The 25,163-nt window shown below is 72.2% G+C and carries 21 protein-coding genes; 9 read left to right on the top strand and 12 right to left on the bottom strand.

Annotated elements, in window-relative coordinates; all coding sequences use genetic code 11:
- Positions 1-314: 314 nt before the first annotated feature.
- Complete coding sequence (locus tag JK364_RS43480; protein ID WP_201856968.1) at positions 315-3,458, bottom strand: alpha-N-acetylglucosaminidase; 3,144 nt, start codon at positions 3,456-3,458, stop codon at positions 315-317.
- Positions 3,459-3,594: 136 nt separating this feature from the next.
- Entirely contained in the window at positions 3,595-4,242 is a 648-nt protein-coding gene (locus JK364_RS43475; protein ID WP_086880440.1) for a LuxR C-terminal-related transcriptional regulator, read from the bottom strand.
- Between the two features lie 205 nt (positions 4,243-4,447).
- Here JK364_RS43475 and JK364_RS43470 point away from each other — a divergent pair, with 205 nt between their 5' ends.
- Entirely contained in the window at positions 4,448-5,851 is a 1,404-nt protein-coding gene (locus JK364_RS43470; protein ID WP_201856967.1) for a PT domain-containing protein, read from the top strand.
- A 25-nt stretch (positions 5,852-5,876) separates the two neighbouring features.
- On the opposite strand, the gene JK364_RS43465 is transcribed toward JK364_RS43470, so the two are convergent.
- From JK364_RS43465 to JK364_RS43455, 3 genes are all read right to left on the bottom strand, one after another.
- Positions 5,877-7,037 (bottom strand): ARPP-2 domain-containing protein, encoded by a 1,161-nt coding sequence (locus JK364_RS43465; RefSeq protein ID WP_201856966.1) that lies wholly within the window; start codon positions 7,035-7,037, stop codon positions 5,877-5,879.
- Positions 7,034-8,488: a hypothetical protein gene (locus JK364_RS43460; RefSeq protein ID WP_201856977.1), complete on the bottom strand. Its 1,455-nt coding sequence runs from the start codon at positions 8,486-8,488 to the stop codon at positions 7,034-7,036. The genes JK364_RS43465 and JK364_RS43460 overlap by 4 nt, the downstream gene beginning before the upstream one ends.
- Before the next feature lie 208 nt (positions 8,489-8,696).
- Positions 8,697-9,971: a sensor histidine kinase gene (locus JK364_RS43455; RefSeq protein ID WP_201856965.1), complete on the bottom strand. Its 1,275-nt coding sequence runs from the start codon at positions 9,969-9,971 to the stop codon at positions 8,697-8,699.
- A gap of 238 nt (positions 9,972-10,209) precedes the next feature.
- Between JK364_RS43455 and JK364_RS43450 the strand changes: the two genes are divergently transcribed.
- Positions 10,210-12,405 carry an MMPL family transporter gene (locus tag JK364_RS43450; RefSeq protein WP_201856964.1) on the top strand — a complete coding sequence of 732 codons (2,196 nt, stop codon included), beginning with the start codon at positions 10,210-10,212 and terminating at the stop codon, positions 12,403-12,405.
- 115 nt (positions 12,406-12,520) lie between these two features.
- Here JK364_RS43450 and JK364_RS43445 read toward each other — a convergent pair whose 3' ends face one another.
- Together JK364_RS43445 and JK364_RS57260 are read right to left on the bottom strand one after the other, a co-directional pair.
- Complete coding sequence (locus JK364_RS43445; RefSeq protein ID WP_201856963.1) at positions 12,521-13,114, bottom strand: winged helix-turn-helix domain-containing protein; 594 nt, start codon at positions 13,112-13,114, stop codon at positions 12,521-12,523.
- Positions 13,115-13,186: 72 nt separating this feature from the next.
- On the bottom strand, positions 13,187-13,318 hold the full coding sequence (locus JK364_RS57260) for a hypothetical protein (protein ID WP_269146383.1): 132 nt from the start codon (positions 13,316-13,318) through the stop codon (positions 13,187-13,189).
- A gap of 149 nt (positions 13,319-13,467) precedes the next feature.
- Between JK364_RS57260 and JK364_RS43440 the strand changes: the two genes are divergently transcribed.
- Positions 13,468-13,839, top strand: a complete 372-nt coding sequence (locus JK364_RS43440) for a 5-carboxymethyl-2-hydroxymuconate Delta-isomerase (protein WP_191069558.1) — start codon at positions 13,468-13,470, stop codon at positions 13,837-13,839.
- A gap of 151 nt (positions 13,840-13,990) precedes the next feature.
- Positions 13,991-14,434 carry an SPW repeat protein gene (locus tag JK364_RS43435; RefSeq protein WP_201856962.1) on the top strand — a complete coding sequence of 148 codons (444 nt, stop codon included), beginning with the start codon at positions 13,991-13,993 and terminating at the stop codon, positions 14,432-14,434.
- 108 nt (positions 14,435-14,542) lie between these two features.
- On the opposite strand, the gene JK364_RS43430 is transcribed toward JK364_RS43435, so the two are convergent.
- Entirely contained in the window at positions 14,543-15,268 is a 726-nt protein-coding gene (locus JK364_RS43430) for a DUF2848 domain-containing protein (RefSeq protein WP_201856961.1), read from the bottom strand.
- Positions 15,269-15,530: 262 nt separating this feature from the next.
- Here JK364_RS43430 and JK364_RS43425 point away from each other — a divergent pair, with 262 nt between their 5' ends.
- From JK364_RS43425 to JK364_RS43415, 3 genes are all read left to right on the top strand, one after another.
- Positions 15,531-16,886: an MFS transporter gene (locus tag JK364_RS43425; protein ID WP_201856960.1), complete on the top strand. Its 1,356-nt coding sequence runs from the start codon at positions 15,531-15,533 to the stop codon at positions 16,884-16,886.
- Positions 16,887-17,108: 222 nt separating this feature from the next.
- Positions 17,109-17,918 (top strand): carbon-nitrogen hydrolase family protein, encoded by an 810-nt coding sequence (locus tag JK364_RS43420; RefSeq protein WP_201856959.1) that lies wholly within the window; start codon positions 17,109-17,111, stop codon positions 17,916-17,918.
- Positions 17,915-18,310, top strand: a complete 396-nt coding sequence (locus tag JK364_RS43415; RefSeq protein ID WP_372462068.1) for a cupin domain-containing protein — start codon at positions 17,915-17,917, stop codon at positions 18,308-18,310. The genes JK364_RS43420 and JK364_RS43415 overlap by 4 nt, the downstream gene beginning before the upstream one ends.
- A gap of 294 nt (positions 18,311-18,604) precedes the next feature.
- Here the strand turns inward: JK364_RS43415 and JK364_RS43410 are convergent, their stop codons facing one another.
- The 3 genes from JK364_RS43410 to JK364_RS43400 are packed head-to-tail and all read right to left on the bottom strand — an operon-like array spanning position 18,605 to position 21,833.
- The gene (locus JK364_RS43410; RefSeq protein ID WP_201856958.1) at positions 18,605-19,237 is read right to left on the bottom strand and encodes a GntR family transcriptional regulator; all 633 of its coding nucleotides are present in this window, start codon (positions 19,235-19,237) and stop codon (positions 18,605-18,607) included.
- A 44-nt stretch (positions 19,238-19,281) separates the two neighbouring features.
- Complete coding sequence (locus JK364_RS43405; RefSeq protein WP_201856957.1) at positions 19,282-20,781, bottom strand: carotenoid oxygenase family protein; 1,500 nt, start codon at positions 20,779-20,781, stop codon at positions 19,282-19,284.
- Positions 20,778-21,833, bottom strand: coding sequence for a medium chain dehydrogenase/reductase family protein (locus JK364_RS43400; RefSeq protein WP_201856956.1), 1,056 nt, complete (start codon positions 21,831-21,833; stop codon positions 20,778-20,780). Before JK364_RS43400 ends, JK364_RS43405 begins: the two co-directional genes overlap by 4 nt.
- 120 nt (positions 21,834-21,953) lie before the next feature.
- Between JK364_RS43400 and JK364_RS43395 the strand changes: the two genes are divergently transcribed.
- Both JK364_RS43395 and JK364_RS43390 read left to right on the top strand, forming a co-directional pair.
- Positions 21,954-22,655: a TetR/AcrR family transcriptional regulator gene (locus tag JK364_RS43395; RefSeq protein WP_201856955.1), complete on the top strand. Its 702-nt coding sequence runs from the start codon at positions 21,954-21,956 to the stop codon at positions 22,653-22,655.
- 83 nt (positions 22,656-22,738) lie between these two features.
- Positions 22,739-23,248 (top strand): inorganic diphosphatase, encoded by a 510-nt coding sequence (locus JK364_RS43390; RefSeq protein ID WP_201856954.1) that lies wholly within the window; start codon positions 22,739-22,741, stop codon positions 23,246-23,248.
- 39 nt (positions 23,249-23,287) lie between these two features.
- Here the strand turns inward: JK364_RS43390 and JK364_RS43385 are convergent, their stop codons facing one another.
- Positions 23,288-25,144 (bottom strand): ABC transporter ATP-binding protein, encoded by a 1,857-nt coding sequence (locus JK364_RS43385; protein ID WP_230993373.1) that lies wholly within the window; start codon positions 25,142-25,144, stop codon positions 23,288-23,290.
- Positions 25,145-25,163: the final 19 nt, after the last annotated feature.

Genomic DNA, 25,163 nt, shown 5'->3' with positions numbered 1-25,163 from the left:
TCCCAGGCTCCGGACCGGGGCTCGGTCCCAGACTCCGGACTGGGGCTCCGCCCCCAGCCCTCGGACGGGGGCTTCGCCTTCAGACTCCGGGCCGGGGCTCCGCCCCCAACCCCCGCGCCGGGGCTCCGCCCTCAGCCCTCGGACGGGGGCTTCGCTCCCAGGCTCCGGACCGGGGCTCGGTCCCAGACTCCGGACTGGGGCTCGCCCCCGGACCCCCGGACAGGGGCTCCGCCCCCGGACCGGGGGTCCGGGGGCGGAGCCCCTGGTAACGGGAAGGGGCGGGGAGGGGAAAGCCCCCCGCAGGCGCCAACCCGCTACGGCGTACTCGTCTTCCAGCCGCTGAACTCGGCCGTCCCCCGGGCCCCCGTGCCGCCGTTCGCCGCGGTCATGAAGATCCCGGCGTCCTGGGCGGCCGCCCCGCCAGGGGCCGTCACCGTGGCCACCTTTCGCCAGCTCGCGCCGTCGTCGGTGGACAGCTCGCCGGTGTAGGAGGTGGTGGCGGTGCGGGTCAGCCGCAGCAGTACGGGCGCCTTGACGCCGGTGATCCGCTGGTAGGTGTCCAGCGTGCCGTCGCCGCCCGAGTCGTACGACAGGACGACGCCGTTGGCCGGGGTGACGGAGAGGTTCACAAAGCCGGGGGAGCCCGCCGTGGCGAGGGCGTTGCGGACGATGATCCCCGCCCGCGCCCAAGGCCCGGTGGCGGCCTGGGCGTCCACCTTCACCGTCATGGCCGTGCCCACCGTAAGGACGCCATCACGGTAGACGGAGCCGAATTCGGCGGTGCCCCTCCACAGGTCCTGGCCCGCGCCGTCGATCGCGAACCGCTCGTCCAACTGGCCGAAGGCCGCACCGCTGTTGGTGACCGTCCGCAAACCCTCCGCCAGTGGTCCGGCGATCCACAGCGTCCCGGTGCGCACGGCCCGCACCCGCTCCTCGCCCCGCGGCCCGTACGTCACGCCCAGTTCGTACGGCAGCGGCTTGAGCGGGTGCTCCAGCGGCTCGTCGGGCGCGGTGGCCCGCCAGCGGACCTCGCCGGTGCCGCCCGCCGGGACGCCCGGCAGCCGGGTCGGCCCGTCCGGGGACGGGTCGAGCCCGGTCACCGTGAGGTCGAAGTCGACGCGGCCGGTGGGGCGCAGCCCGTTGACGTTGCGGAGGGCGGCGGTGAGGGACGCGGAGCCGCCGGGCGGCAGGGTGGCGGGCTCGGCGGTGACGGTCAGCGTGCCCTGGTACGGGGCCTTGGCCAACGCCTCGTACACCCGCTGGGCGGTGCGGTGGGCGTCCGCCGTCGGCCGCACGGGGTAGCTCTTGCGTTCGCGCGTCCACGGCTCCTCGACGGCGAACCAGTCGAAGGTGCGCGGCGCCCGGCCCTCCGCCAGCGCGTCCTCCAGCTCGTCCAGATAGGACTGCCACTGGGGGAGGTGGAAGTCGGCGATGAGGCCGCTCCAGTCGCGATTGGCGTAGTTGGCCAGATTGCCGCCGTCGGCCGTGGCGCGGTCCGCCCAGGTGGTGATGAGGGTGCGCGCGGCCCGCTCCAGCCGGGCCGACTCCTCCTCGCCCGAGGCCATCCGCTTGGCGTCTTCGAGCCATGGGCCCAGCAGGAACCGCCGGTGGGCGCCGGTCATGTCGTCGCTGAGCCGCATCAGCTTGAGCCACAGCCGGGACAGCGTCCGGAAGGCCGTGCCGTCCTTACGGTCGTAGGCGTCCTGGAGCTGCGGGATCAGCTGCCAGGAGCGGTTGGCGAGCGCCTGCCGGGCGATGTCGGTGAGGTCGTGGCGGTAGGCGTCGCTGTCGCGCAGCCCGGCGCGCACGCCCAGCAGCGCCGCGAAGGCCACGTCGAACCCGGCCGGGTCGAAGGCGGGGGTGTGGGTCGAGTAGGTGGTGCCCGAGCGCGCGGTCAGGGAGGGCCGGGCGGCGAACACCGAGTCGTGCGGGCGGCCGTCCTTGCTGCTGATCTCGTACGCGGTGTCGCGCAGCGCGGCGAACGCCTCCCGGGCCCTGGTGTCCGTCCCGCCGTAGCGCACATCGGCGTAGGAGCGGAACCACTCGGCCCGGTCCACCGCCTCATCCCGCCACGCCAACTCGCTGAACAGCTCGAGCGCGGCCGGATCCCGCTCGACCGCCTCCGGCATATAGGCCGTGCCGACCAGCTTGCTGCCCGGTTTGTCGCGCCATACGGTGAACCGCTTGGTCCACATATGGGTCTTGGCGCCGATCGTGGTGCGGCCGCCGAAGTTGGGGATGGTGCCGAACGCGTACGGCACCGCACCCCAGTCCTTCTCCCGATCGGTGACGGTGTCCAGGTCCGACAGACCGTCCACGATGAGCATCCGGTCGTGGTCGACGGCGTCCAGCAGATCGCGGCGGGGGTTCTCCTGCCAGCCGAGGATCACCCAGGTGGCGCCGGGGCGGGCGGTCCGGAGCGAGGTCTCCACGGCGCGGGCGGCCTCCGGCACCGGAACGTCACCGGGGTCGCCGCCCTCGTGCAGCAGATCCATCTTGAACAGCTCGGCCTCGCCGAACAGTTCGTCCTGATGGCGGTAGAAGGCGGCGGCCACCTTCCGGAACACCTCGGTGCGCGGATCGAGCCAGTCGGGCCGCCGGAGCCCGTTCCAGTCGCCCTGCGGGACCGTACGGCCCCCCGGGTTGCGGTCCGCGAAGCCGTCCGGGACGGTGCCGAAGTAGCCGGGGAACACCGGCCGCATGCCCAGCTCCCGCAGCCGGTCGGCGATCCGCCGCCCCAGCTCGGTGCGCCTGGCCAGGAGCGCGGTGGACACCGGGCCGCCGTAGCCGCTCATGTTCTGCAGCAGCCACCACGGCTGGTGGGAGGGGGCGGGGAGCCAGGCCCGCGCCTCGTCGTCCGTATAGCCGAAGTCCTGGAGCAGCCGGTGGTAGACGGCTTCCTGACCGGCGGTGACCAGCAGTTCGTTGCAGCCGTGCAGGGCCGCGATGTCGATCAGGTGCTCCCAGCGGTCCCAGTCGGCGAACGGCGCGGTGTAGCCGTCGTGGGTGTCGTTGAACGCGAAGCGGTGCGGGAGCGCGGTCGAGCGGGTGACGCGCTTGGCGGGCGCGGGCAGCTTCCCCGGCAGGTTCAGCTGATCGCCGGACCAGGTGATCTGGGCGTGGCAGGTGTACTTGAGATACCAGTGCACCCCGGTGAGCAGCACCGCCGGGCTGGTCCCGGAGACCGTCAGCCGCCCCGCGGACCCGCCGACCTCGAACCGCTCCTCGGCGCCCCGTTTCTCCAGTGCCACCAGCCGGAACTGATCGGCGTGTGCCGGGAGCAGCCGCCGCAGCGCGGCGCGTGCGGGAGCGGTGTCGAATGCGGTCACGGCGGTGTCCTGTGCGTCCTGTGCGTCGTGCGGTTCGTCGGCCATCGCCGGTAACCGGCTCCCCAGCGTGGCCCCGGCCCCCAGTGCTCCGGCGGTTCCGATCAGCGTGCGTCTGCTCAGGTCGCTCATGCGCCCCCCAACGGACTACGGCCAATGGGTCATATGGACAAGGCACTTAACCAGCGTTGTGGGGTGGGAGCAATGGGGCGTACGGGAGGACCGGCCCCGGACCCGGCCGACCTCATCGCCGACCGGCTCCGGCGGCTCAGCCCCGGTCGAGGTAGGCCAGCACCGCCAGCACCCGCCGGTTGTTGTCGTCCGACGGCGGCAGGCCGAGCTTGCCGAAGATGTTGGAGGTGTGCTTGGCGACCGCCCGCTCGGTGACGAACAGCTGCGCCGCGATCGCCGTGTTCGACCGCCCCTCCGCCATCAGCTCCATCACCTCCAGCTCCCGCGGCGTCAGCCGCCCCAGCGGCCGGTCCTGGGCGCGCCGGTCCAGCAACTGCGAGATCACCTGCGGATCCATCGCCGTGCCCCCGGCGGCGACCCGGCGTACCGCGTCGATGAACTGATCGGCGTCGAAGACCCGGTCCTTGAGCAGATAGCCGATGCCGCCGCTGCCGTCCGCGAGCAGCTCCCGCGCGTACAGCTGCTCCACATGCTGCGACAGCACCAGCACCGGCAGCCCCGGCCGCGCCCGCCGCGCCGCCAGCGCGCACTGCAGCCCCTCGTCGCTGAACGACGGCGGCAGCCGCACATCCACCACCGCCACATCCGGCTCCAGCTCGGCCAGCGCCTTGCTCAGCTCGGGCCCGCTCTCCACGGCGGCCACGACTTCGAAGTCGTACGCCTCCAGCATCCGCACCAGCCCGTCCCGCAACAGGAACAGATCCTCGGCGACCACAACACGCACGGCTGCTCCAAGACTTCGTCGGGCCCCTGGGGTGGGGGAGGTGACCGAATCCGACGAATGTACCGCTGTGCGGTGAGCGGGAGGGGATCAGCGGCCCGGGCGGTCCAGAGAGCCGCGCCCCGCGAGGGGAACCGTTCTGCCGGATTCCGCGTAATGTCCTCTTGACATGCTGCCGGCTGGTGGCGGGGGAACGAAGGGGGAGCCGGTGCTGGGTCGGACGCGGGTGATGGTGGGCGTGGCGGTGTCGCTTTCGGTGGCGCTGGTGGCGTGCGGGCCGGAGAAGGAGAAGGAGTGGACGGGGGCGGAGCCTTCGAAGGGGTCCGCGGCCGATGCCGCCCGGTTCGCGCCGTTGGTGCGGCTCGCCAAGGGGGAGTCGCTGTTGCCGATGGACGCGACGCGGTTCATCGGGCGGTCCGCGCTGCGCTTCGACCACGACGGCTTCTGCCGTGACGAGGGACCGGTGGCCGATCCGCCCGACCCGCGGCGGTTGGGGAGTAAGGACAGTCCCTACAAGCACGCGGACGTGCAGCCGGGGAAGTCCTCGTCCAAGCCGGTGTCCTGCCCCGGACACGGGGACAAGTGGCACACCTCGACCGAGGCCGACGGCGGTTTCTATCTCGACCCGCCGGAGGAGGTGCGGAAGGGTGAGGGCACTGACGCGCCGGTCTACTGGGAGTACCACAACAACAAGACCGACCCGAAGCGCGCGGCGTACGTCTACTGGTTCTTCTACGCCTACAACAACCTGACCCCGGGCAACCGGCACGAGGGCGACTGGGAGCGCGTCGCGGTCCAGCTGCGCGACGGCAAGCCGGAGGCGGTGACGTTCGCGAAGCACGGCAAGGACACGTGCGGCGTGAAGTGGTCGGAACTGGATCCGCAGGACGGGCATCCGACGGTGTACTCGGCGCGTGGTTCACACGGCTCCTATCCGACCGACAAGAACCAGTGGGTGAACGGCACGCTCGATCGGCCCTCGAAGGGCGGCGCCGAGTGGCGCACTTGGGAGCACTCCCGCCCTGTCAACCACGAGCCCTGGTGGGGGTACGCCGGGTGGTGGGGGTCGCAGCAGCATGTGAGCGGATTCAACGGGCCGATGGGCCCGCGCCCGGGGCGTCTGCTGTCGGGCATCTTCACCGACGACAGTTGCGGGCCCGCCGACAAGCCGCCGACGGATCCGCCCAAGGATCAGCCCGAGGACCAGCCCACGGATCAGCCCACAGGCCAGCCCACGGAACAGCCCGCGGACCAGGCCGCGCCCAGGACGAAGGACGGGGCGATCCGGCGGTACGAGGAGTATCTGCACGCCGTGGGCCGGGAGGACATCAAGACGGTCTGCGAGGTGGCCGGGCCCGCGGCGAAGCAGGCGGAGGACCAGGGGTTCGGTCCGTGCACATCCACGTTCCTCGTCACGTTCCAGATGATCTCGCCCACGCAGAAGAAGGCTCTGCAGACCGCGACGGTCGATCCGCAGAAGGTCGTCGTACGAGGCCCCGACAAGTTCGACATTCCGGCCGATGCGGTCAAGGCCTCCGTCACCTTCTCCGAAGACGAGATCGGGACCAGCACCCTGGAGTACATGAAGGACGACTGGTACATCACTGACTGAGCGCGCGCGGCGCGGTGCCGGCTCGTCAGGGCGCCGTCCCGCGCGCCGCCGCGCGGTAGTGGTCGCGTATGTCCTGGCGCAGCAGCGCGCCGAACCCCGCGTGCTCCACACGGGAGGCGAGCTGGTCGCGGCTCACCCCCAGGGCGTCGGCGGTCGCGCCGAAGTGCCAGTCGTGGGCGGCGAGGAGAGTGAGCAGATGGCCGCGCCGGGTCTGGGCCTCGGAGAGGCGGAAGGTCTTGAGATAGGCCAGGCGGCCGTCCTCGTGGGTGATGGTCTCGCCGATGTGCTGCTCGGCGCGGCGGTGGAACGGCGGCAGGAAGCGGGACAGGGCGAACGGCCCCATCCGGCGCACCCGCTGGACCTCGTACGCGGTGTCCAGCAGCCCGCCCGCGAGCGCGGTGGTGTGGAAGTCCGCCCATTCCGCCCGCTGCCGGGCCGCCTCGGCGCGCAGCCCGGCCAGGGAGGACACCGCACCGTCCGCTATCCGCGCCCGGAAGTCGGGCACGGGCCCGTACAGCATCGCGTAGTGGTACACCAGCTCCCCGTACAGATCGTGCAGCAGCGATGGATGCAGGGCGCGGTAGTCGTCCGGATGCGGTACGACGAAGGCGGCGGCGAGCGCGTCGGCGGCGTAGAGCAGCACCCCGCACTGGCCCGGGTGGATCTCGAAGACCCGGAGCGCGTCGCCGAGACCCGCCACCTCGGCGCCGGTGTACGCCTGCTCGACGCGTGGCGAAAGACCGTTGCTGACCGCCTGGTGCGACCACTCCTCCCACACCACCGCCGGGCCGCCGAAGTGCAGGGCCAGATAGCCCTCCAGCGCGAGGTGCAGGGGGAGGAAGCGCAGCCGGTTCCGGTCGACACGGCGCGCCATCCGGCGGTGAAAGCGCAGCGGGACGGACGGCGGCGGATCGGCCCGCCGCTCGTCCCCCTGCCGCAGCCGGGTGCCGTACGCCGCGGCCGGGGTCCCGTCGGCCGTCCAGGTGGCGACGAAACCGTGCGGAATATAGGCGTAGTACGCCGTGCGCCGGTCGAGCGCGACGGCGGCGAGGTCGTCGCCGTAGAGCCGGCCGTCCAGCCGCAGATCGGCGATCGGCTCGTCCCGGACGAGGGGCACCAGCCGGATCGCGCCCCAGGTCTGGGCGGGCAGGGCGGTCAGCCCGGTGAGCTCGAGCGACGTGGTCATGGTGCCTCCGGCAGCGGCTCGTCCGGCCCCGGCCGGTCCAGGAAGTGCCGCACCCGGGCGTCGAGACGCGCCCGCAACTCGGCCAGGCCGGTACGCCCCTCCGCGAACCGCGCGAACTCCACCAGCGTCGGCAGGTCCTCCGCGTCCCGCACCCCGGCCGTGGGCACGCCCGGCGCCAGCCGCCGTACGTCGAAGCCCTCCGCGTCGTAGACCGGGTTGAGGTGCACCGCACCGGTACGGTGGCCTGGGTCGAGGCGGGTGCGCCAGACGCGCAGCACCTCTCCGGCCAGTCCGGGCGGTGCGTTGTCCCAGCCGTCGGAGACGATCAGCAGCCGGTCCGGCCGGTGCTCCAGCGCGTCCAGGATCCGCTCGCCGAGCGGCGTGGCGCCGTACGGAAACCGCAGCAGCGGATCCCGACCGCCCGACAACCACAGCGGAATGAACTCCTCCGCCAGCGCCTCCAGCAGAAAGTGGCAGCCCAGCGCCACCGCCAGCGGGCGGCGCCGCTTCCGCGTGGAGCCGAACGACGAGAAGCTGTCGTCGAGGACCGCCGCGACCCGGCCCCAGGTACCGGTCCGGGCGCCCGCCGCGCGCCGTGCGGCGGCGCGCAGCGCGGCGGTCAACTCGGCGCGGCGCGCGGCCCGTTCGTCCAGCGGGAGCGAGAGCACATAGGTCGCCAGCCGGGTCAGCGGCATGGTGGCCAGATCCGCCCGTACGGAGTCGGCCCCGGCCGCGCGGGCCGCGCCCTGCAGCCGCAGCCGCTCCAGCCGGGTGAGCCGCGGGGCGATCCGCTCCAGGAAGACCTCGCGGTCGATGCCGTGCTTGGCCGCGAAGCCCTCGGCGACGGTGTACGGGAGGTCGTACACCGCGGACCGCTCGTAGTGCGCGCGGCGCCATGCCTCCAGCACCGGCGAGCCGAACCCCTCGCTCCGGCGGCCGACCGGCTCGAAGAGGAACGGGCCGAGCTCGCCGTCGAGCCGCAGATGTGCGTGGCGGACGGCCGACTTGACCGCACCCCGGTACTTCACCGCGTCGAACGCCGGGTCGGGGCGGGCCGCCAGCCAGTCCCGCACGATGGCGCGGGTGCGGCGGTTGTTGACCCCGGCCCGGCGCAGCCCGCGGAACAGCCGGTAGACCCGGGGCGGCGGAAGGGCGGCAAGCCGCCGGGCGATCAGCCGGCCCTCGGCCCGGCGCTGTTCCGGTGTGGCCTCCCTGGCGCTCTCCAGCAGCCGCCGGACGATCAGCGCCGCGTTGTGGTCATTGATGTTCAGCGCGAGGGTCGCCGCGTACAGATCCCGGTAGTTCCCGAGCATGTAGGAGTGCAGGAAGTCGAGCGACATGCGCTGCTCGCCCGCGTCGGAGTGGAACTCCCGCTGGCCCGTCGAGGTGATGGCCGCGTTCACGAACAGCAGGACGTCCTCGGCCGCGACCAGATCGGCCGGCGTCTCCATGTCGGCCGACGTCTCCATGTTGGCCAGCGTCTCCATGGGGGCCTCCGGCGACGGGGTGCGGGAGCCGGCCGGGGAATGGGGGCACGAACTGCGAATCGTCGCTTAGCAGGCGGGTTCCGGAAGTCGCACCGGAGTCCCGCGGCCGGCATCGGCACGCTAACACCGGGGCGGCGCGTCCCGCCGCCGGATTTTCCCCGGCGGCGGTGGGTCATCTGGCCGCGTTGGGCGCCGAGAGGACGCAGGGGATCTCCATCGTCACCATGGTGGGCCCGCCGGCCGGGCTGCTGACCGCGAGGACCCCGTCGAACGTGCCCAGCCGCCGCTCGACACCGCTCAGCCCGCCGTCCGGGGTGATCTCCGCGCCGCCGCGGCCGTCGTCGGTCACGGTGACGCGCAGCATGCCGTCCTGGTGGTGGATGTCCAGCCACATCCGCGAGGCGCCCGCATGCTTGGCCGCGTTGGTCAGCACCTCGCTGACCGCGAAGTACGCCGCCGACTCGACCGGTTCGTCGGGGCGGCCCGTAAGGTCCACGTCCACCTCCACCGGCACCGCCATCCGCAGCGCCAGCGCGCGCACCGCGTCCCCCAGGCCGCGCTCGGCCAGTACCGGCGGATGGATGCCGCGGACCAGGTCGCGCAGCTCGGCGAGGGCCTCGGCGGAGTTCGTACGGGCCGCGGCGAGCAGCTCCCTGGCCTTGGCCGGGTCCTTCTCGATCAGCGCCTCCACGGTGCCCAGGCTCATGCCCATCGCCACGAGCCGGGCCTGGGCACCGTCGTGCAGATCGCGCTCGATGCGGCGCAGTTCGGCGGCGGAGGTGTCCACCGCGTCATGCCGGGTCTCGGTGAGCCGCAGCACCCGCTGCTCGAGCGCCATGTGCGGGGTCGGGTCCAGGAAGGAGCGCGCCAGCAGGAAGTGGCCGCGCAGCAGGACGGGGGAGAGGACCGAGCCGAGGGCGAGGAAGCCGACGCCCACCGGAACGGCCAGCAGGGCGGTGCCCAGCGAGTCGATGGGCAGGAACGCGTACCAGTAGGTGCCGCCCGCGTCCACGATCGGCTGCCACACCCCGGCGGCCAGCACGAACCCCTCGAGCCCGTACGGCATGAAGACGAAGGCCAGCAGCGCGATGGCGTACCCGGCCGTCATGTCGACCTGGAGCCACAGCAGATCGCGCCAGGTGGCCGGGTCCTTCAGCAGGAAGGTGCACAGCTCCACCTGGCCGGTGACCCCGGAGCGCCGATCGGCCGGCAGCGGGCGGTACGGCAGCTGGATCCGCACACCGGACCAGGCGGCGGCCAGCAGTCGGCGCCGATTGGCGTGCGCCCGCACCGCGCGGATCAGCGGAGGGGTGGTGAACACCCCGATGCCCAGCGTGATGAAGCTGATCGACAGGATCGTCAGCACGGACAGGGTGATCGACACCAGCGCGAGCCAGGAGACGGCGAACCCCCGTGCGCAGGCCGTCAGCGCTCCACGTGCCCTCATCCGGCTTCCCCCTCGCTGGTCGGAATGTCGTGCCCGCACCGGCGGGCCATCTCAGTGTGTCAGCGGCCTGCCGCCCGGACACGGGGGCCGGACACCGTCCCGGGGTGTACCTGGCACCACCTCCCCACCTCGCCCTATGGCTCGGCGACTGGGTGGCTGCCCGGCTGGGGCGCGGACCTGCGGATTTCTAACGTCGTGGCATGACCTGTTCCATCCGTACCGCACGGGGAGAGACGCCATGAGCGCAACGAGGAAGGGCCTGGCCGTGCGGCTGGGCGGGTGGAGCACCCGCCACCGCAAGACCGCGATCATCGGATGGCTGCTGTTCGTCGTGGTCGTCGCCGTGGTCGGGGGAATGTCGGGATCCCGGCAGATGACCAACTCCGAGAACAGTGCGGGCGATTCCGCACGCGCCGAGAAGATCCTGGAGGACGCGGGCCTCCAGACCCCGGCCGGAGAGATGGTGATGCTGCGCAGCGACCGCCCGGACGGCTGGCGGGACGCGGCCCGCGACCTCTCGGCGCGGCTGGAGCGGACGGGCGAGACGGTGCGCGTCCAGCCCGCGGTGCGCTCGGAGAACGGGCGGGAGGCGCTGATCAGCTTTGAGATGAAGGGCGACCCGGACACGGCCGGGGAGCGGGTGGGGCCGGTCGTCGAGGCGGTGGAGAGGACCGAATCGGCCCATCGGGGCGTCGTGGCCTACGAGTTCGGTGACGCCACCGCCCAGCATCGGCTCGACGACATGCTGACCGACGACTTCAAGAAGGCCGAGCTGACCGCCGTACCGCTGGCGCTGGGCATTCTGCTGGTGGTCTTCGGGGCGCTGGTGGCCGCGCTGCTGCCGGTGCTGCTCGCGGTGACCGCCTGCGTCGGCACCTTCGGACTGCTCGCCCTCGTCAGCCATCAGCTGCCCCTGTTCGACTCCACCAACTCGGTGATGTTCCTGGTGGGCCTGGCCGTCGGCGTCGACTACTCGCTGTTCTACCTGCGGCGGGAGCGCGATGAGCGGGCCGCGGGCCGGGACGCCGGGACCGCGCTGCGGATCGCGGCCGCCACCAGCGGCCGGGCGGTGCTGATCTCCGGGGTCACGGTCATGCTGGCGATGGCCGGGATGTTCCTGTCCGGGCTGCTGCTGTTCCACGGCTTCGCGGTCGCCACCATCCTGGTCGTGCTGATGTCGATGCTCGGCTCGGTGACCGTGCTGCCCGCGATGCTGTCCTGGCTGGGCGACCGGATCGACGCCGGGCGGGTGCCGCTGCTGAACCGCCGCCGGAAGAAGGGCGTGCACGCCAGCGGTGGCCTCTCCGGCAGGCTGATGCGGCCCGTCCTGGCCAAGCCGAAGCTGTTCGCCGCCGTATCGGGCGCGCTGCTGCTGGTGCTGTGCGCGCCCGCCCTCGGGATGAAGACCGAACAGCTCGGCTTGGAGAAGCAGTTCGGCTCCGACGCCCCCATCACCGTGGCGTACCAGGAGATCACCGGCTCCTTCCCCGGCGGCCCCGCCCCGGCCGAGGTGGTGCTGCGCTCCGACGAGGTCGGCTCCGCCCGCTTCGACGCGGCCGTGGCGGACTTCAAGAAGGAGCTCGCCGCGTCCGGGCGGTTCGGGAAGACGGTCGACGTCGAGGCGCACCGTAAGGAGGGGGTGGCCCGGATCGAGGTTCCGCTGGCCGGGGACGGCCAGGACGCCACCTCCCGAGGTGCCCTGGACACGCTCAGGGAGGATCTGGTGCCGAGGATCCTCGGACCGGTCTCCGACCAGGTGTACGTGACCGGTGAGCTCGCCTCCAGCCGCGACTTCAACGACCAGCTGAAGACCGACATCGCACCGGTCTTCCTCTTCATCGCCGCCGTGACCTTCGTACTGATGCTGCTCTGCTTCCGGTCGCTGCCGATCGCGATCGTCTCGATCCTGCTCAACCTGCTGTCGGTGGGCGCCGCGTACGGCACGATGACCGCCGTCTTCCAGCACGGCTGGGGCGCGGAGTGGCTGGGGATGGAGCCGGCCGGGGCGATCGAGGGGTGGATGCCGCTGTTCGTCCTCGTCATCCTTTTCGGGCTGTCGATGGACTACCACGTGTTCGTGGTCTCGCGGATCCGGGAGGCCCATGAGCGGGGGCTCACCACCCGGGACGCGATCCGCGAGGGCATCCGGACGACGGCGGGCTCGGTCACCGGGGCGGCCGCCATCATGGTCGCCGTGTTCGCGGTCTTCGCACTGCTGCGGATGCAGGACATGCAGCAGATGGGCGTCGGGCTCGCGGTCGCGGTGCTGGTGGACGCCACGCTGGTGCGGATGGTGCTGCTGCCCTCGGTGATGGCGCTGCTCGGGGAGCGCAACTGGTATCTGCCCCGCGCCCTGCGGTGGCTGCCGAGCGTGGGCCACGGCGAGGAGCCGGTGGAGCGGCCGCGGCCGCCGCTGGTGGGTGCGGGCCGCTGAGGTCCCTGGTGGGTGCGGGCCGCTGGGGTCCCGGACTCGCACCGCATGCGCCCGCCGTGGCGGACAGGCTCCTGGCCTGTCCGCCACGGCGGGCGTTCGCGGGTTGACGAGGGGGTCAGATGGTGGGCACGTACTTGTACCCCACCCGCCGCACCGTCACGATCGTCCCCCGGTGCTCGGGGCCCATCTTGCGGCGCAGCCGGGCCACATGGACATCGACGGTCCGGCCGTCGCCGACATGGCCGTACCCCCACACCGTGGTCACCAGCTGATCGCGGGTGTGGACCCGGTGCGGATGGGCGACGAGATGGCTCAGCAGCTCGAACTCGAGGTACGTCAGGTCCAGCGGCCGCCCGGCGATCTCGGCGGTGCGCTGGTCGGGGTCGATCCGGATCAGTTCGTCACCCGTCACCGCCGGAACCCCCTCCGGGAGCGGCCCCGCCGCCTCGGGTCCCTGCCGGTCGGCCGGGACCAGCACCAGATAGCCGACCATCGGCGGATGGCCGGGGAGCGTGGGCAGGGTGTGCGGGGGAGCGGGCAGCCAGGTGGCGCCGGGGTGCAGCAGATCGGCGACCGGTGGCACCTCGTCCGGGGCGACGGCTCGCAGCCGCTGGCGGCCGGGCGGGAGGGGCGGTACGGACGGGCTGGACGGCGCCGCGGAAGCGGAGGCAGAGGCGGTGGCGGACGACAGGCCACGGAGGTTCGTCATGAGGTCAGCTCTTTCGCGCGAGAGGGCGTCAGTGGACGTCGTGCGCGCGGGCTGGGCGGCCGGGCGAAGAGGTCAGCGGCCGAGCGAGCGGGCCCGCGCATCGGATGCGCGGCAACACTCGCGGTCGAAGTGGTGCGCCTGCCGGGACGGCCAGAACGGCTCGAGGTCGTAACGACCCGTCGCGATGTCACGGAGGCTGGCCATGGCCCTATTGAAGCAGATACCGGGCCCGGGGCGCTCGGCCATTGGGCGCGCAGGCCATTGACCGCGAAGAGGTGCGACGATGCCCCGGTAAGAGGCCCCGCGCGGAAGGCTCCGCAGGCCACCGCGTACCCCTTGAGGAGCGCAAGCCCATGCCGCACATCGTCGTCGAATACTCCGACACCCTGACCGACGCGTTCGACCGCCCCGGCTTCGGTGCCGCCCTGCACCCGGTGGTCGCCAAGACCGTCGACACGGCGGTGGCGGGCTGCAAGACCCGGTTCCGGCGGATAGAGGAGGCCCATCTCGCGGACGGCGCCGAGGACCTCGCCATGATCCACATCGAGGTGTCGATCCTGTCCGGGCGCGACGCGGAGACCAAGCGGGAGCTGTCCGCCGCGGTGGTGGAGGTGGCGCGCGCCCATGTGTCGCCGGTGCCGGGGCTGACCGTGCAGACCACCGTCGATGTACGCGATCTCGACAGGGACTGCTACGAGAAGCACGAGGCGGTCCATCCCGCCTGACGGAGGCTCCACGGCGGCCGGGGGCGCACGATACACCTTTAAGTGCGAATCCGGCATCTACCTATATACCAAGGCGAGGCGCACAATGGGGGTGCGGTGTTTTTACCGCACTGTGCGGTCAGACTTGCATGGATCGAAGGAGGCGAGTCGAATGGCCGACGTCTCACGTGCGAGAGGCGATATAACGGGCCACCCCGACGTGTCCGAGATGCGGGAGCGCTACGCACGCATGATGGACGCGCGGGACGTTGTCTTCCTCGACGGGCCGGTGCTTCTCGCCGGTCTGTACTTCGCCATCTCTCCCTGGGTGGTGCACTTCTCGGGCACCAGCCCCAACCTCATGGTCAACAACCTCGTCCTCGGTATCACCATCGCCCTGCTGGGACTCGGCCTCACCACGGCGCCGAGGAGGATGTACAGCCTGTGCTGGGCCATGTCCGCGATCGGTGTATGGATGATCATTTCTCCCTGGGTGGTCGCCCGGGGCGCCGATGCCGGGATGATCGTGAACAATGTCGTCGTGGGTGCCATCACCTGCCTGTTCGGCCTGATCGCGGCCGGCATGGTGATGCGGAAGGGCAGGGAAACCACCTGACCGGACGCTGAATCACCGAACCGTCTGGACAACGGCGAAGGCCGTCCACCGCATACCCTCCGGGGCCGTGCGGCGGACGGCCTTCGCACGTTGCCCGTGCGCTGGACCTCAGCCGATCGGTTCGGGCAGCGGCACCACGTCGTAGGAGCATTCGATGGTCCGGCCGGTGGCCGGGTCGCCCAGCTCCACCCGCCAGCGCTCGGCGAACTGGTCCACGCCCTCGGCCATCGGGATGGTGCCGGAGATCAGCACGGTGCCGGGCACCAGGTCACCGCGTTCGCGCAGCACCTCGACCCAGTAGGCGGGCGGGAGCAGCTCGGCCAGGGTGCCGCTCTGCACCTCGGTCTCCTCACCGTCGTGAGTGACCCAGCCACGGAGCGTCAGATCGTCGAGGTGGGGCGCCACATCGGACAGCCGCCAGGCGCGGGTGGCCAGCACATCGGGGGCCGCGTTCTTGCTCCAGGCCACGCCGTGGACCTCCAGCTCCCGGTCGGTGTGGTCGCAGGCCGCGGTCAGCAGCAGTTCCCCGTCCGCGGCCACGACCAGCGCCCACTCGGCCTCGCCCGAGGTGCGGGCGTGCTGGACGCTGACGCGGCCGGTCTGCTGGGCCAGATAGGGGGCGACCGGGTAGAGGGCGGGGGTCACGGAGGGCGCGGGCACGCCCAGCTCGGCGAGTTCGGCCACGTGGGCGGCCACATCGTCCTGGCTGCGTCCCGCGTAGCCCGCGTTGAGCACCTGGACGACCTCCACGTGGTGCAGGGAGCCGTCGGGGAGTTCGAAGGTGAGCGAGGACGGGGCGGGCTGTGCTGCGGGCTGTGACGGCTTCGTTGTCATGGGTGCTGTGCTCTCCAGGGCGCGGTGGGGCTTGTGGGGGTGATCTGCGGTTTCCGGGCTTGCCGAGCGGTGACCCGCTGCCGCGGGTGGCCGCGCTGTTCGCGGTTTCGAAGCGGTTAACTTCCTCCGGAGGGGTTGCGCATACGCTTGGTATACAAGAAGTATGCCGGAAGCGCGATCCGCGCAACCCCCACCCCTCGCATCACTGAGAAAACGCCACGTACCATCCCGTAAGCCTCATGCACCACCTCGAGGACGGAATATGCAGCCCACCGCATCGAGCGCACCGCCACCCCGGACCGACCGGTCCGGGGTCCGCCGCGCCTTCGTCGCCAGCCTCACCGGCACCGCCCTGGAGTGGTACGACTTCGCCGTCTACTCCGCCGCCGCGGCCCTGGTCTTCGGCGATCTCTTCTTCCCCTCCAAGGACCCCACCACCGGCACCCTGCTGGCGTTCTCCACCTACGCCGTCGGCTATGTCTCCCGGCCGCTGGGCGGCTTCGTCTTCGGCCGGCTCGGCGATGTCATCGGCCGCAAGAAGGTGCTCATCGCGACGCTCGTGCTCATCGGCGCCGCCACGCTGCTGATCGGGCTGCTGCCCACCTACGCCACGGTCGGCGTCGCGGCCCCGGCCGCGCTGGTGCTGCTGCGCTTCGCGCAGGGCGTCGGCGTCGGCGGTGAGTGGGGCGGCGCGGTGCTGCTGTCCAGCGAGTTCGGCGATCCACGGCGGCGCGGCTTCTACGCCTCCGCCGCGCAGGTCGGCCCGCCGGCGGGCAATCTGCTGGCCAACGGCGTCCTGGCCGGGCTGGGTGCGACGCTGACGGAGGACCAGTTCAACAGCTGGGGCTGGCGGGTGGCGTTCCTGCTCTCCGGGCTCCTGGTGGTGTTCGGTCTGTGGATCCGCGCCAAGCTGGAGGAGACCCCGGTCTTCAAGGCGATGGAGGCCGCGCAGGACCGCCCGGAGGCGCCGCTGCGCGAGGTGTTCACCACCCAGCCCAGGGCGCTGACCGCCGCGATCCTCAGCCGGGTCGCCCCCGATGTGCTGTACGCGATGTTCACCGTCTTCGTACTCACCTACGCCACCCAGGAACTCGACATGTCACGCGGCTCGGCGCTCACCGCCGTGCTGATCGGCTCCTCGCTGCAGATCGTGCTCATCCCGCTGGCCGGGGCGCTCTCGGACCGGGTCAACCGGCGGCTGTTGTACGGGGGCGCCGCCGTGGCCGCCGGGGTCTGGCCGTTCCTGTTCTTCCCACTGGTCGCGGACGGCAGTTGGGCGCTGCTCACCCTCGGGGTCGTCGGCGCGCTGGTGATCCACTCGCTGATGTACGGGCCGCAGGCGGCCTTCGTCGCCGAGCAGTTCTCCCCCCGGCTGCGCTACACCGGCTCCTCGCTCGCCTACACCCTCGCCGGGCTCATCGGTGGCGCGATCGCGCCGCTGCTCTTCACCGCGCTGCTGGGGACCTATCACGCCTGGGTGCCGCTGGCCGTCTACATCGCGATCACCGCCGCGGTCACGGTGGCGGGCCTCTGGCTGGGCCGGGACCCGTCCACCGCCGAGGAGGAGGAGCCGGAGCCGCTCCCCGTCGGCCCCACCGCCTCCACGACCGTGTCCTGACCGCGGTCCGGCCCCGTCCCGTCCCACCCCGCTTGCCGCCGCGCGGAGCTGTAAAGCGAGCCGTACCGGGGAAGGGGCGGGATGGGGCCGCGTACCCCGCCGGGGCCGCGTACCCGGACCGAACCCCGACCGAATCCCGGACCGAACCCCGACCGAAGTCCGGCGCTGCCGACCAGGACCGCGCCCCGACCCTCCGACCAGGAAATGAGGCAAGCACCCGCCATGCCCCTCCGCATCGCACTGAGCCAGATCACCACGGGCCCGGACCCGGCGTCGAACCTCGCCCTGCTGCGCGAGGAGACCCGGCGGGCGGCGGCTGCCGGGGCGCGTCTGGTCGCCTTCCCGGAGGCGGCCATGGCCTGTTTCGGCACCCGGCTCGGCCCCATCGCCGAACCGCTGGACGGCCCCTGGGCCACCGAGGTCCGGCAGATCGCGAAGGACGCCGGGCTGGTGGTCGTGGCCGGGATGTTCACCCCGGCGCCCGACGGCCGGGTGACCAACACCCTGCTGGCCACCGGCCCGGGGGTGGAGACCTCCTACGACAAGATCCATCTGTATGACGCCTTCGGCTTCGCCGAGTCCAAGACCGTGGCCCCGGGCTCCGAGGTGGTGACCTTCGACCTGGACGGCGTCCGGATCGGCTTGGCCACCTGCTACGACGTACGGTTCCCGGAGCTCTTCCGGGCCCACGCCGACGCGGGCGCGGTGCTCTCCCTGCTGCCCGCCTCCTGGGGCGCGGGGCCCGGTAAGCGCGAGCAGTGGGAGCTGCTGACCCGGGCGCGGGCGCTGGACGCCACCGTATGGCTGGCGGCCGTGGGCCAGGCCGATCCGGAGGCGTCCGGCGTGACCGCCGCCACCTCCGCCCCCACCGGTATCGGCCACAGCGCCCTGATCGGCCCCGACGGCACCGTCCGTGAACGGCTGGACGCGGGGCCGGGGCTGCTGGTGGGGGAGGTGGACACCGAGGAGGTCACCGCGGTGCGCCGCACGGTGTCCGTCCTGGCCAACCGCAAGCTGGGCGGACAGTCATGAGCGACGCCGGGCGTACGGCCATGAGCGGCACCGGCGGGGCCAAGCCGGAGCACGAGTTCCATCGGCCCGCCGCGCCCTGGGCGCGGCCGCCGGGTGCGGCCGTGGGGGTCAGCGAACAGATCCTGGCCGCGGACGGGACCGGCACCCACACCACCGCCCTGGTGCGCTGGGAGCCGGGGACGGACACCTCCCCGTCCGGAGTGGTCCGCCACGACGGCTGGGAGGAGGTCTATCTCATCGAGGGCAGCATGCGCGATCTGACCCTGGGGGAGACCTTCTCGCGCGGCTTCTACGCCTGTCGGCCGCCGGGGATGCCGCATGGCCCCTGGGTCTCCGAGGAGGGCGTCACCATGCTGGTGATCACCTATCCGGAGGCGGCGACCGGGCGGTGACTCACCCCTGGGCGGTGGCTCAGCCCGGGCCTCGGGCGGTGGTTCACTCCGAGGCGGTGGCTCACTCCCGGGCGGTGGCTCTGCCCCGGGCGGTGGCTCACTCCCGGGCGGTGGCTCTGCCCCGGGCGGTGGCTCACTCCCGGGCGGTGGCTCTGCCCCGGGCGGTGGCTCACTCCCGGGTGGTGGCTCACTCCCGGGCAGTGGCTCTGCCTCGGGCGGTGGTTCACTCCGAGGCGGTGGCTCACTCCCGGGCGGTGGCTCTGCCCCGGGCGGTGGCTCTGCCCCGGCGGTGGCTCATCCGGCGAGCAGCACCTTCAGCGTCGACTCCAGATGGGCGCTGATCGCCGTGCGGGCCGCCTCCGGGTCCCCGGAGGCCACCGCGTCCAGGATCGCCCGGTGCTCGCCGAGCACCTCCTCCTGGCGGCCGGTCTGGGTGTAGAGGGCCACCACCCCGGCCCGGATCTGGCGGCTGCGCAGCCCGTCGTAGTGCCGGTTGAGGAGTTCATTGCCCACTGCGGCGATCATGGTCGCGTGGAAGAGGTGGTCGACGGCGATGAACTCCTTGGCCTGCTCCGGCCCCATCAGCTCGCGCTGCCGCTCCAGCAGCTCCCTCAGCTTCTCGACCGGCACCGTGCCCGCCTCGATGGTCCGCTCGGCGGCGTGGCGCTCGACGATTCCGCGCAGCTCCATCAGCTCGGTGATCTCCCGGCCGGAGAGCGGGGCGATATGCGCACCCCGCTTGGGGACCAGCTGCACCAGATCCTCGGCCGCCAGCAGGAGCAGGGCCTCACGGATCGGGGTCCGGGAGATGCCGATCCGGTCGGCGATCTCCTGCTCGGTGAGGAACTTGCCCTGCATGTCGGGATCGGTCAGCACGGTCTCCTTGAGGAACGCGTACGCCTTTTCTCGTCCGGACTGCGCTGGCACTGGGCCCCCATGCTGCTTCGCATACAACTCGTATACGAAAATTATCACGGACCGGTGGCCGCGTCGGGGAGGTCGGGTATCCAGGAGCCGTGGATGCCCGCGGGGACGCGGTGGGGCAGCTCCACGGTGGCCACGGGGGCGGCCGTGATATCCCGGGCGTCCAGGACGATCAGCTCGGAGGCGTCACGGTGGAGGTCGCTGACGACGGTCAGCAGATAGCCGTCGTCCTCGCTTCCCCCACGGCCCCCGTACGCCGCGCCGTCACCGCCCCCGGCCGCGGGCACGAACACCGCCTCCCCGGGCATCCGGCCCGGCCCGGTCGGCGCTATTTGCCGGGCCCCGGTGGCCGCGTCGTACTTGACCAGTGCGTACTCCTCCAGTCCGCTCCCGGGGAAGGCGACCGCGTAGGCATAGCGGCTGGGCCGCCCCAGCACGCTGTCATTGATCGTGGGGAACTCGGTGACCAGGTCGTCCAGCGGCTCCTCCCGAGTGCTGCCCGACGCGGGGTCCAGGATCCAGCGGTGGTGCAGGGAGCCGACCAGCGGGACGGCGGCGTGGCCCGGGGCGCCGGTCCACCACTTCCAGGAGGTCTCCCAGGCGGTGCGGTCATAGCGCGGCCCCTCGATGACGACGCGGCCCGCCGGATCCTCATAGGCGTTGGCGATGTGCAGCAGGGCGCCGGGCTCCACCTCGCACCAGGTGACTCGGGGCGGCCCGGTGCGCGGCATGATCCCGATGCGCGGCCGGTAGCCGTCGGACCAGCGGTAGGGGATCCCGGACTGCTCGGCTGGGTCGAAGACGACCGGCAGATCCAGCCACACCACATAGCGCTCGGTCAGCCCGAAGTCGTGCATCAGCGAGGGCCCCGCGCCCTCGATGGTCTCCTCGCGGACGATATGGCCGTCGCGGGACGCCACGTAGTAGACGAGGTGGGGCGGTAACGGGGAGTACGAGAAGAAGTGCAGCTCCCCGGTGACCGGATCCTCCTTGGGATGTGCCGTCATGGCCCGGTTCAGCTTTCCGCCGAAGTCATAGGCGCCGACCGTGGCCAGCTCGGGGGTCAGCTCATAGGGGAGGTTGGCCTCCTGGAGGGCCAGGATGCGGCCCGCGTGCTCGATCACATGGGTGCCGGCGACGCTGGCGGCGAGATCCTCCGCGCCGTCCGCGCCCCCGTCACCCGTGGCCGGGTCCTTGCCGCCCGCGGCCGTCCCCTTGCCGTCCGCTGCCGCCGCCTTGGCGTCGTGGAGGGCCGGTGTGCGCACCCAGCGGTTGCGGTACCACTCCGCTCTTCCCTCGCACAGCCGCAGCCCGTGGACCATGCCGCTGCCCTTGAACCAGTGCGAGGGCACCACCCCGGGCGGGGGATTGTGGCCGTTGCGCAGATAGCGGCCGGTCAGCTCGGGAGGGAGGGAGCCGTGCACGGTGAGGCCCCAGACGGTGGACTCCAGCCCCACCGGGGCGTAGTGGCCGCTGAGATAGGGCGGCCGGGCGGGCTCGTCGGGCTCGGCGGGATTGGCGGATGTGCCGAAGAACCGGCCGCTCATCGCGCGCCCTCCTCGCCGCTCCGGCGGGCGTCCTCGTCAGCGACCAGGACCACCTTTCCGGTGACGGTGCCGGACTCGGCCAGCCGCATCGCCTTCGCGGCGTCGGAAAGCGGAATCCTCGCCGCCACCAGTGCGGTGAACTCGCCCTTCGCCATCAGCTCCAGCACCTGCCCCAGGTCGGCGCGGACCCGCCCCTGGAAGGCGGCCAAGCGCCGCCGCCCGGCCCAGAGGTTGTAGAAGTGCGCCCGCCGTCCGTTCGGCAGCAGGTTCCACAGGGCCAGCCGGGCGAACAGCTTGAGCACCGGGGTCCGGGACGAGCCGGGGACGTCCCGGGTGGCCGCCGTGCCGTAGGAGACCAGCGTGCCGCCGCGGGCGAGCAGCCGGAAGGAGTCCACGATGCCCTCGCCGCCGATGTGGTCGAAGACCGCGTCGACCCCGCCCGGCGCCAACGCCCGCACCCGGGCGGGCAGATCCGGATCGCGGTAGTCGAGCGGGGTGGCGCCGAGGGCGTGCACCGCGTCGTGATGGCGGGGCGAGGCGGTGCCGATGACCTTGATGCCCGAGTGGCGGGCGAGCTGGACCAGGGTGGTGCCCACCCCGCCATTGGCCCCGTGGACCAGCACGGTCATCCCGGGGCGCACCTTGGCCACGCGGTGGAGCATCTGCCAGGCCGTGATCCCGTTGACCACCACCGTCTCGGCCTCCGCCGCGTCCACCCCCTCGGGGACCTCCACCAGATCGCCCGCGTCGACGAGGGCGTGGCTGGCCCAGCCGCCGATCTTCGTGAGCGCCGCGAACCGGCGCCCGCGCAGGGCCGGATCCGCCCCGGGGCCGGTCGAGACCACCCTGCCCACCAGGTCATAGCCGGGCACGAAGGGGAACGGCGGCTGGTCGTAGTACTTCCCGCGGCGCATCTGCTGCTCCGCGAAGGAGACCCCCGACGCCTCGACGGCCACCAGCGCCTGCCCGGGACCGGGCTCGGGCAGCGGGCGGGTGCGGAGCTCGAGCCCTTCGGGCTCCACCTGGCCCGGCAGAACGACTTCGGTGATCATGGCTGACCTCGTTTCACGGTGAGGAGTTCTCGCCGTTGTGAGAACTTCTAACCAAACAATGAACCTGTTACTCTCGAGGTGTCAAGTCCGAATTCGAAGACCCGCACGGGAGGCGCGTCCATGGCGACAGCACGGCGCGAGCGCTACCGCAAACAGACCCGGGAGGAGGCCAAGGCCGTGGCCCTGGCCCAGCTGGCCGAGTCGGGCACGGCGGGCATCTCGGTGAACGCCATCGCGAAGGCGATGGGGATGACCGGCCCCGCGCTCTACCGCTATTTCGCGAGCCGGGACGAGCTGCTGACCGAGCTGATCACCGACACCTACCGCGATCTGGCCGAAACCCTCGCCCAGGCCGTGGCCGACGCCGCCCCCGCCGACCGCTTCCGCGCCATGGCCCGCGCCCTGCGCGACTGGGCGAAGCGCCAGCCCGACCGCTATCTGCTCATCTACGGCACCCCGGTGCCCGGTTACCACGCGCCGCCGGAGACCGCCGAGATCGCTGCCGGGATGATGCGGACCATCGTCGACGCCTGCTCCGCCGTCGGCGGCGCCGATGGCGCCACCGTGCGCGGCGCCACCGCCGGCCCGGAGCAGCAGCCCCTCACCGAGCTCGAGGCCGAGCTGGCGCGTCATCTCGAGGGTGTGCGCTCCTGGGTGCCAGGGGAGGAGCCCGGTGGTGAGCTGAAGGGCCGCGCGCTGCGCACCTGGACCCGGCTCCACGGCGTGATCAGCCTTGATGTGCAAGGCCAGTTCACGGGCATGGGCTTCGATCCCTCGGTCCTTTTCGAGGCCGAGATCGACGCCCTGGTGCGGGGCGGCTGAGGCGCCCCCGTCGGAGCTGCCCGCCCGGCGGGCCCGGCGCACACTGGAAGCACACCGGAACGCGACGGGGAGCGGAGGCCGCGATGGAGCAGGGTGAGTTCGATGTGGTCGTGGAGATCCCGGAGGGGTCCCGCAACAAGTACGAGATGGACCATGAGACCGGCCGGATCCGGCTGGACCGGATGCTGTTCACCTCGACGAAGTACCCGGCCGACTACGGCTATGTCGACCACACCCTCGGCCGGGACGGCGATCCGCTGGACGCCCTCATCACCGTCGCGGAGCCGACCTTCCCCGGCTGTGTGATCCTCTGCCGTGCCATCGGCATGTACTGCATGCGCGACGAGCAGGGCCCGGACGAGAAGATCCTCTGCGTCCCGGCCCATGACCCGCGCTATGTCGGCGTGCAGGACATCGGCGACGTCCCCGAATTCGACCGGAAGGAGATCACCCACTTCTTTGAGGTCTACAAGGACCTCGAGCCCGGCAAGTCAGTCGAGGGCTCCCACTGGGAGGGCCGCGACCGGGCCTACGCCGAGATAGCCGCCTCCCGCGCCCGCGCGGCCGAAGCCGGCCGCTTCCAGAGCCCCTGAGCGGGACCGGCGGCGCCGGCCCCTGAGCGGAGCCGACGCTCAGGGCGCCGCCTCGCGCGGCGCCGGCACGCCGGGGTCGTTCCGCGGCATGCCGGGGTCGTTCTCCGGTGTCCCGGGGTCGTTCTCCGGCGTCCCGCGGTCGTTCTGCAGCTCCCACAGCTCCCGGAACAGCCCGGGGGACCCCGTCAGTTCCGCGAACGTGCCCTGCTGGATCACCCGCCCCCGCTCCAGCACCACGATCCGGTCCGCCACGGCCACGTTCGCCAGCCGGTGGGTCACCAGGACCACGGCGCGGTCCTCCGCGATCCGCCGCAGCCCCGCGAAGATCCGGTGCTCGGCGCGGGCGTCCAGCGCGCTGGTGGGCTCGTCCATCACCAGCAGCCCCGCGGGCCGGTGGAACGCGCGGGCCAACGCGATGCGCTGCCACTGCCCGCCGGACAGCTCCACCCCGCCCCACCACTGCCGGGCGAGCAGGGTGTCCAGCCCGCTGCGCAGCCCGTCCACCACCTCATGCGCCCCGGAGTGGACCGCCGCCTCCCGGACCCGCTCGTCCCCGCCGTGCGGCTGGCCCAGGGTGATGTTGTCGCGGGCGGACAGCGGCCAGTGCGCGTAGTCCTGCGGCACGACCGCCGTATGCCGCCACATCGCCTGCGGATCCAGCTCCGCCACGCCCACGCCGTCCCAGGTCACCATGCCCTTGGTGGGCAGATAGAGCCCGGTCAGCAGCTTGCTCAGGGTGGTCTTGCCCGAGCCGTTCTCCCCGACCAGCGCGAGCACCTCGCCCCGCCGCACCTCGAGCGTGACCTCGTCCAGGGCCGGGGCGTCGGACTCCGGATAGGCGTACGTCAGCCCCTCGGCCCTGATGACCCGCGGCGCCGCCGGGACCAGGGCGCCGCGCCGCATCCGGTGCCCGCCCGCCTCCTCGATGAACTCCGCCCAGTCGTCCAGATACAGCCCCGTACGGAACAGCCGCGTCCCATAGCCGACCATCCCCTGCAGCGAGGTGCCGACCGTCCGCAGCGCGAACACCGCCGTACCCGCCGACGCCACCGACATCTGCCCCGCGCCCAGCAGCAGCGCCAGCGACGCCCAGACCAGCCCGGACGCCAGCCCTCCGGCCAGCGCCCCCAGCACCGCGTACCGCGCCCCCCGGTGCACCGCCTTGTCGGTCGCCGCGTCCACCCGCGCCCCGATGGCCCGGTACCGCTTCAGCAGAAACTCCGCCATGGTGCCGGAACGGAGCTGATCGGCGATGTCCTTGTCCACCATGTACCAGCGCAGCAGCCCGAGCGTGCGCCGGTCCGCGCTGATCGCACGACTGGTCTCGTACTGCACCCGGGCCGCCTTCATCCCCGCGATCCCCTGCGGCAGCGCGGCCAGCAGCAACAGCGGCAGCAGCGCCGGATGCAGCACGGTGACCACGCCCGCCGCCGCGATCAGCGATGACAGACACGCCATGAGCTGCTGCGACTCGGTGATCAGATCCCGTGCCACCTCGGCGCCCCGGTCCGCCGCGTCCCACTTGTCGTTGAACCCGGGGTTGTCGTACGCCGCCAGCTCGGCGTTGATCGCCGCGTCCAGCATCTGGGTCTCGGCCTCCCGGGAGATCCGCGGGGAGAGCCGGCTGGAGATGTTGTTGACCGCGATCCCCAGCAGCGCCCGCAGCCCGGCCGCCCCCGCCAGCACCGTGATCGAGGGCAGCGCGTCCCGGAGCCGGTCGGTGATGTGGCCGGACGAGATGAGCGCCGTGATCGTGCCGGTGGTGGCCAGCAGCCCGAACGCCTCGAGGAACCCCGACAGCGCCTGGCACACCAGCAGCGCCACCACCGCCTTACGGTCCACCTTCCAGGCCAACGCCAGGGAGCGGCGCACCAGTTGGGGCAGTCGGCGGGCCATGGCCCGGGTGGTGACGGGA

It is taken from the genome of Streptomyces endocoffeicus, from assembly GCF_016741935.1.
GTDB classification, from domain to species: Bacteria; Actinomycetota; Actinomycetes; order Streptomycetales; family Streptomycetaceae; genus Streptomyces; species Streptomyces endocoffeicus.
This window is presented reverse-complemented; position numbering and strand designations above follow the sequence as displayed.

Bases quoted from the DNA above. Each gene is read 5' to 3' on its own strand.
- JK364_RS43480 (WP_201856968.1), bottom strand. From the start codon at position 3,458: ATGAGCGACCTGAGCAGACGCACGCTGATCGGAACCGCCGGAGCACTG.
- JK364_RS43465 (WP_201856966.1), bottom strand. From the start codon at position 7,037: ATGACCACGTCGCTCGAGCTCACCGGGCTGACCGCCCTGCCCGCCCAG.
- JK364_RS43460 (WP_201856977.1), bottom strand. From the start codon at position 8,488: ATGGAGACGCCGGCCGATCTGGTCGCGGCCGAGGACGTCCTGCTGTTC.
- JK364_RS43455 (WP_201856965.1), bottom strand. From the start codon at position 9,971: ATGAGGGCACGTGGAGCGCTGACGGCCTGCGCACGGGGGTTCGCCGTC.
- JK364_RS43450 (WP_201856964.1), top strand. From the start codon at position 10,210: ATGAGCGCAACGAGGAAGGGCCTGGCCGTGCGGCTGGGCGGGTGGAGC.
- JK364_RS43445 (WP_201856963.1), bottom strand. From the start codon at position 13,114: ATGACGAACCTCCGTGGCCTGTCGTCCGCCACCGCCTCTGCCTCCGCT.
- JK364_RS57260 (WP_269146383.1), bottom strand. From the start codon at position 13,318: ATGGCCAGCCTCCGTGACATCGCGACGGGTCGTTACGACCTCGAGCCG.
- JK364_RS43440 (WP_191069558.1), top strand. From the start codon at position 13,468: ATGCCGCACATCGTCGTCGAATACTCCGACACCCTGACCGACGCGTTC.
- JK364_RS43435 (WP_201856962.1), top strand. From the start codon at position 13,991: ATGGCCGACGTCTCACGTGCGAGAGGCGATATAACGGGCCACCCCGAC.
- JK364_RS43430 (WP_201856961.1), bottom strand. From the start codon at position 15,268: ATGACAACGAAGCCGTCACAGCCCGCAGCACAGCCCGCCCCGTCCTCG.
- JK364_RS43425 (WP_201856960.1), top strand. From the start codon at position 15,531: ATGCAGCCCACCGCATCGAGCGCACCGCCACCCCGGACCGACCGGTCC.
- JK364_RS43420 (WP_201856959.1), top strand. From the start codon at position 17,109: ATGCCCCTCCGCATCGCACTGAGCCAGATCACCACGGGCCCGGACCCG.
- JK364_RS43415 (WP_372462068.1), top strand. From the start codon at position 17,915: ATGAGCGACGCCGGGCGTACGGCCATGAGCGGCACCGGCGGGGCCAAG.
- JK364_RS43405 (WP_201856957.1), bottom strand. From the start codon at position 20,781: ATGAGCGGCCGGTTCTTCGGCACATCCGCCAATCCCGCCGAGCCCGAC.
- JK364_RS43400 (WP_201856956.1), bottom strand. From the start codon at position 21,833: ATGATCACCGAAGTCGTTCTGCCGGGCCAGGTGGAGCCCGAAGGGCTC.
- JK364_RS43395 (WP_201856955.1), top strand. From the start codon at position 21,954: ATGGCGACAGCACGGCGCGAGCGCTACCGCAAACAGACCCGGGAGGAG.
- JK364_RS43390 (WP_201856954.1), top strand. From the start codon at position 22,739: ATGGAGCAGGGTGAGTTCGATGTGGTCGTGGAGATCCCGGAGGGGTCC.
- JK364_RS43385 (WP_230993373.1), bottom strand. From the start codon at position 25,144: ATGGCCCGCCGACTGCCCCAACTGGTGCGCCGCTCCCTGGCGTTGGCC.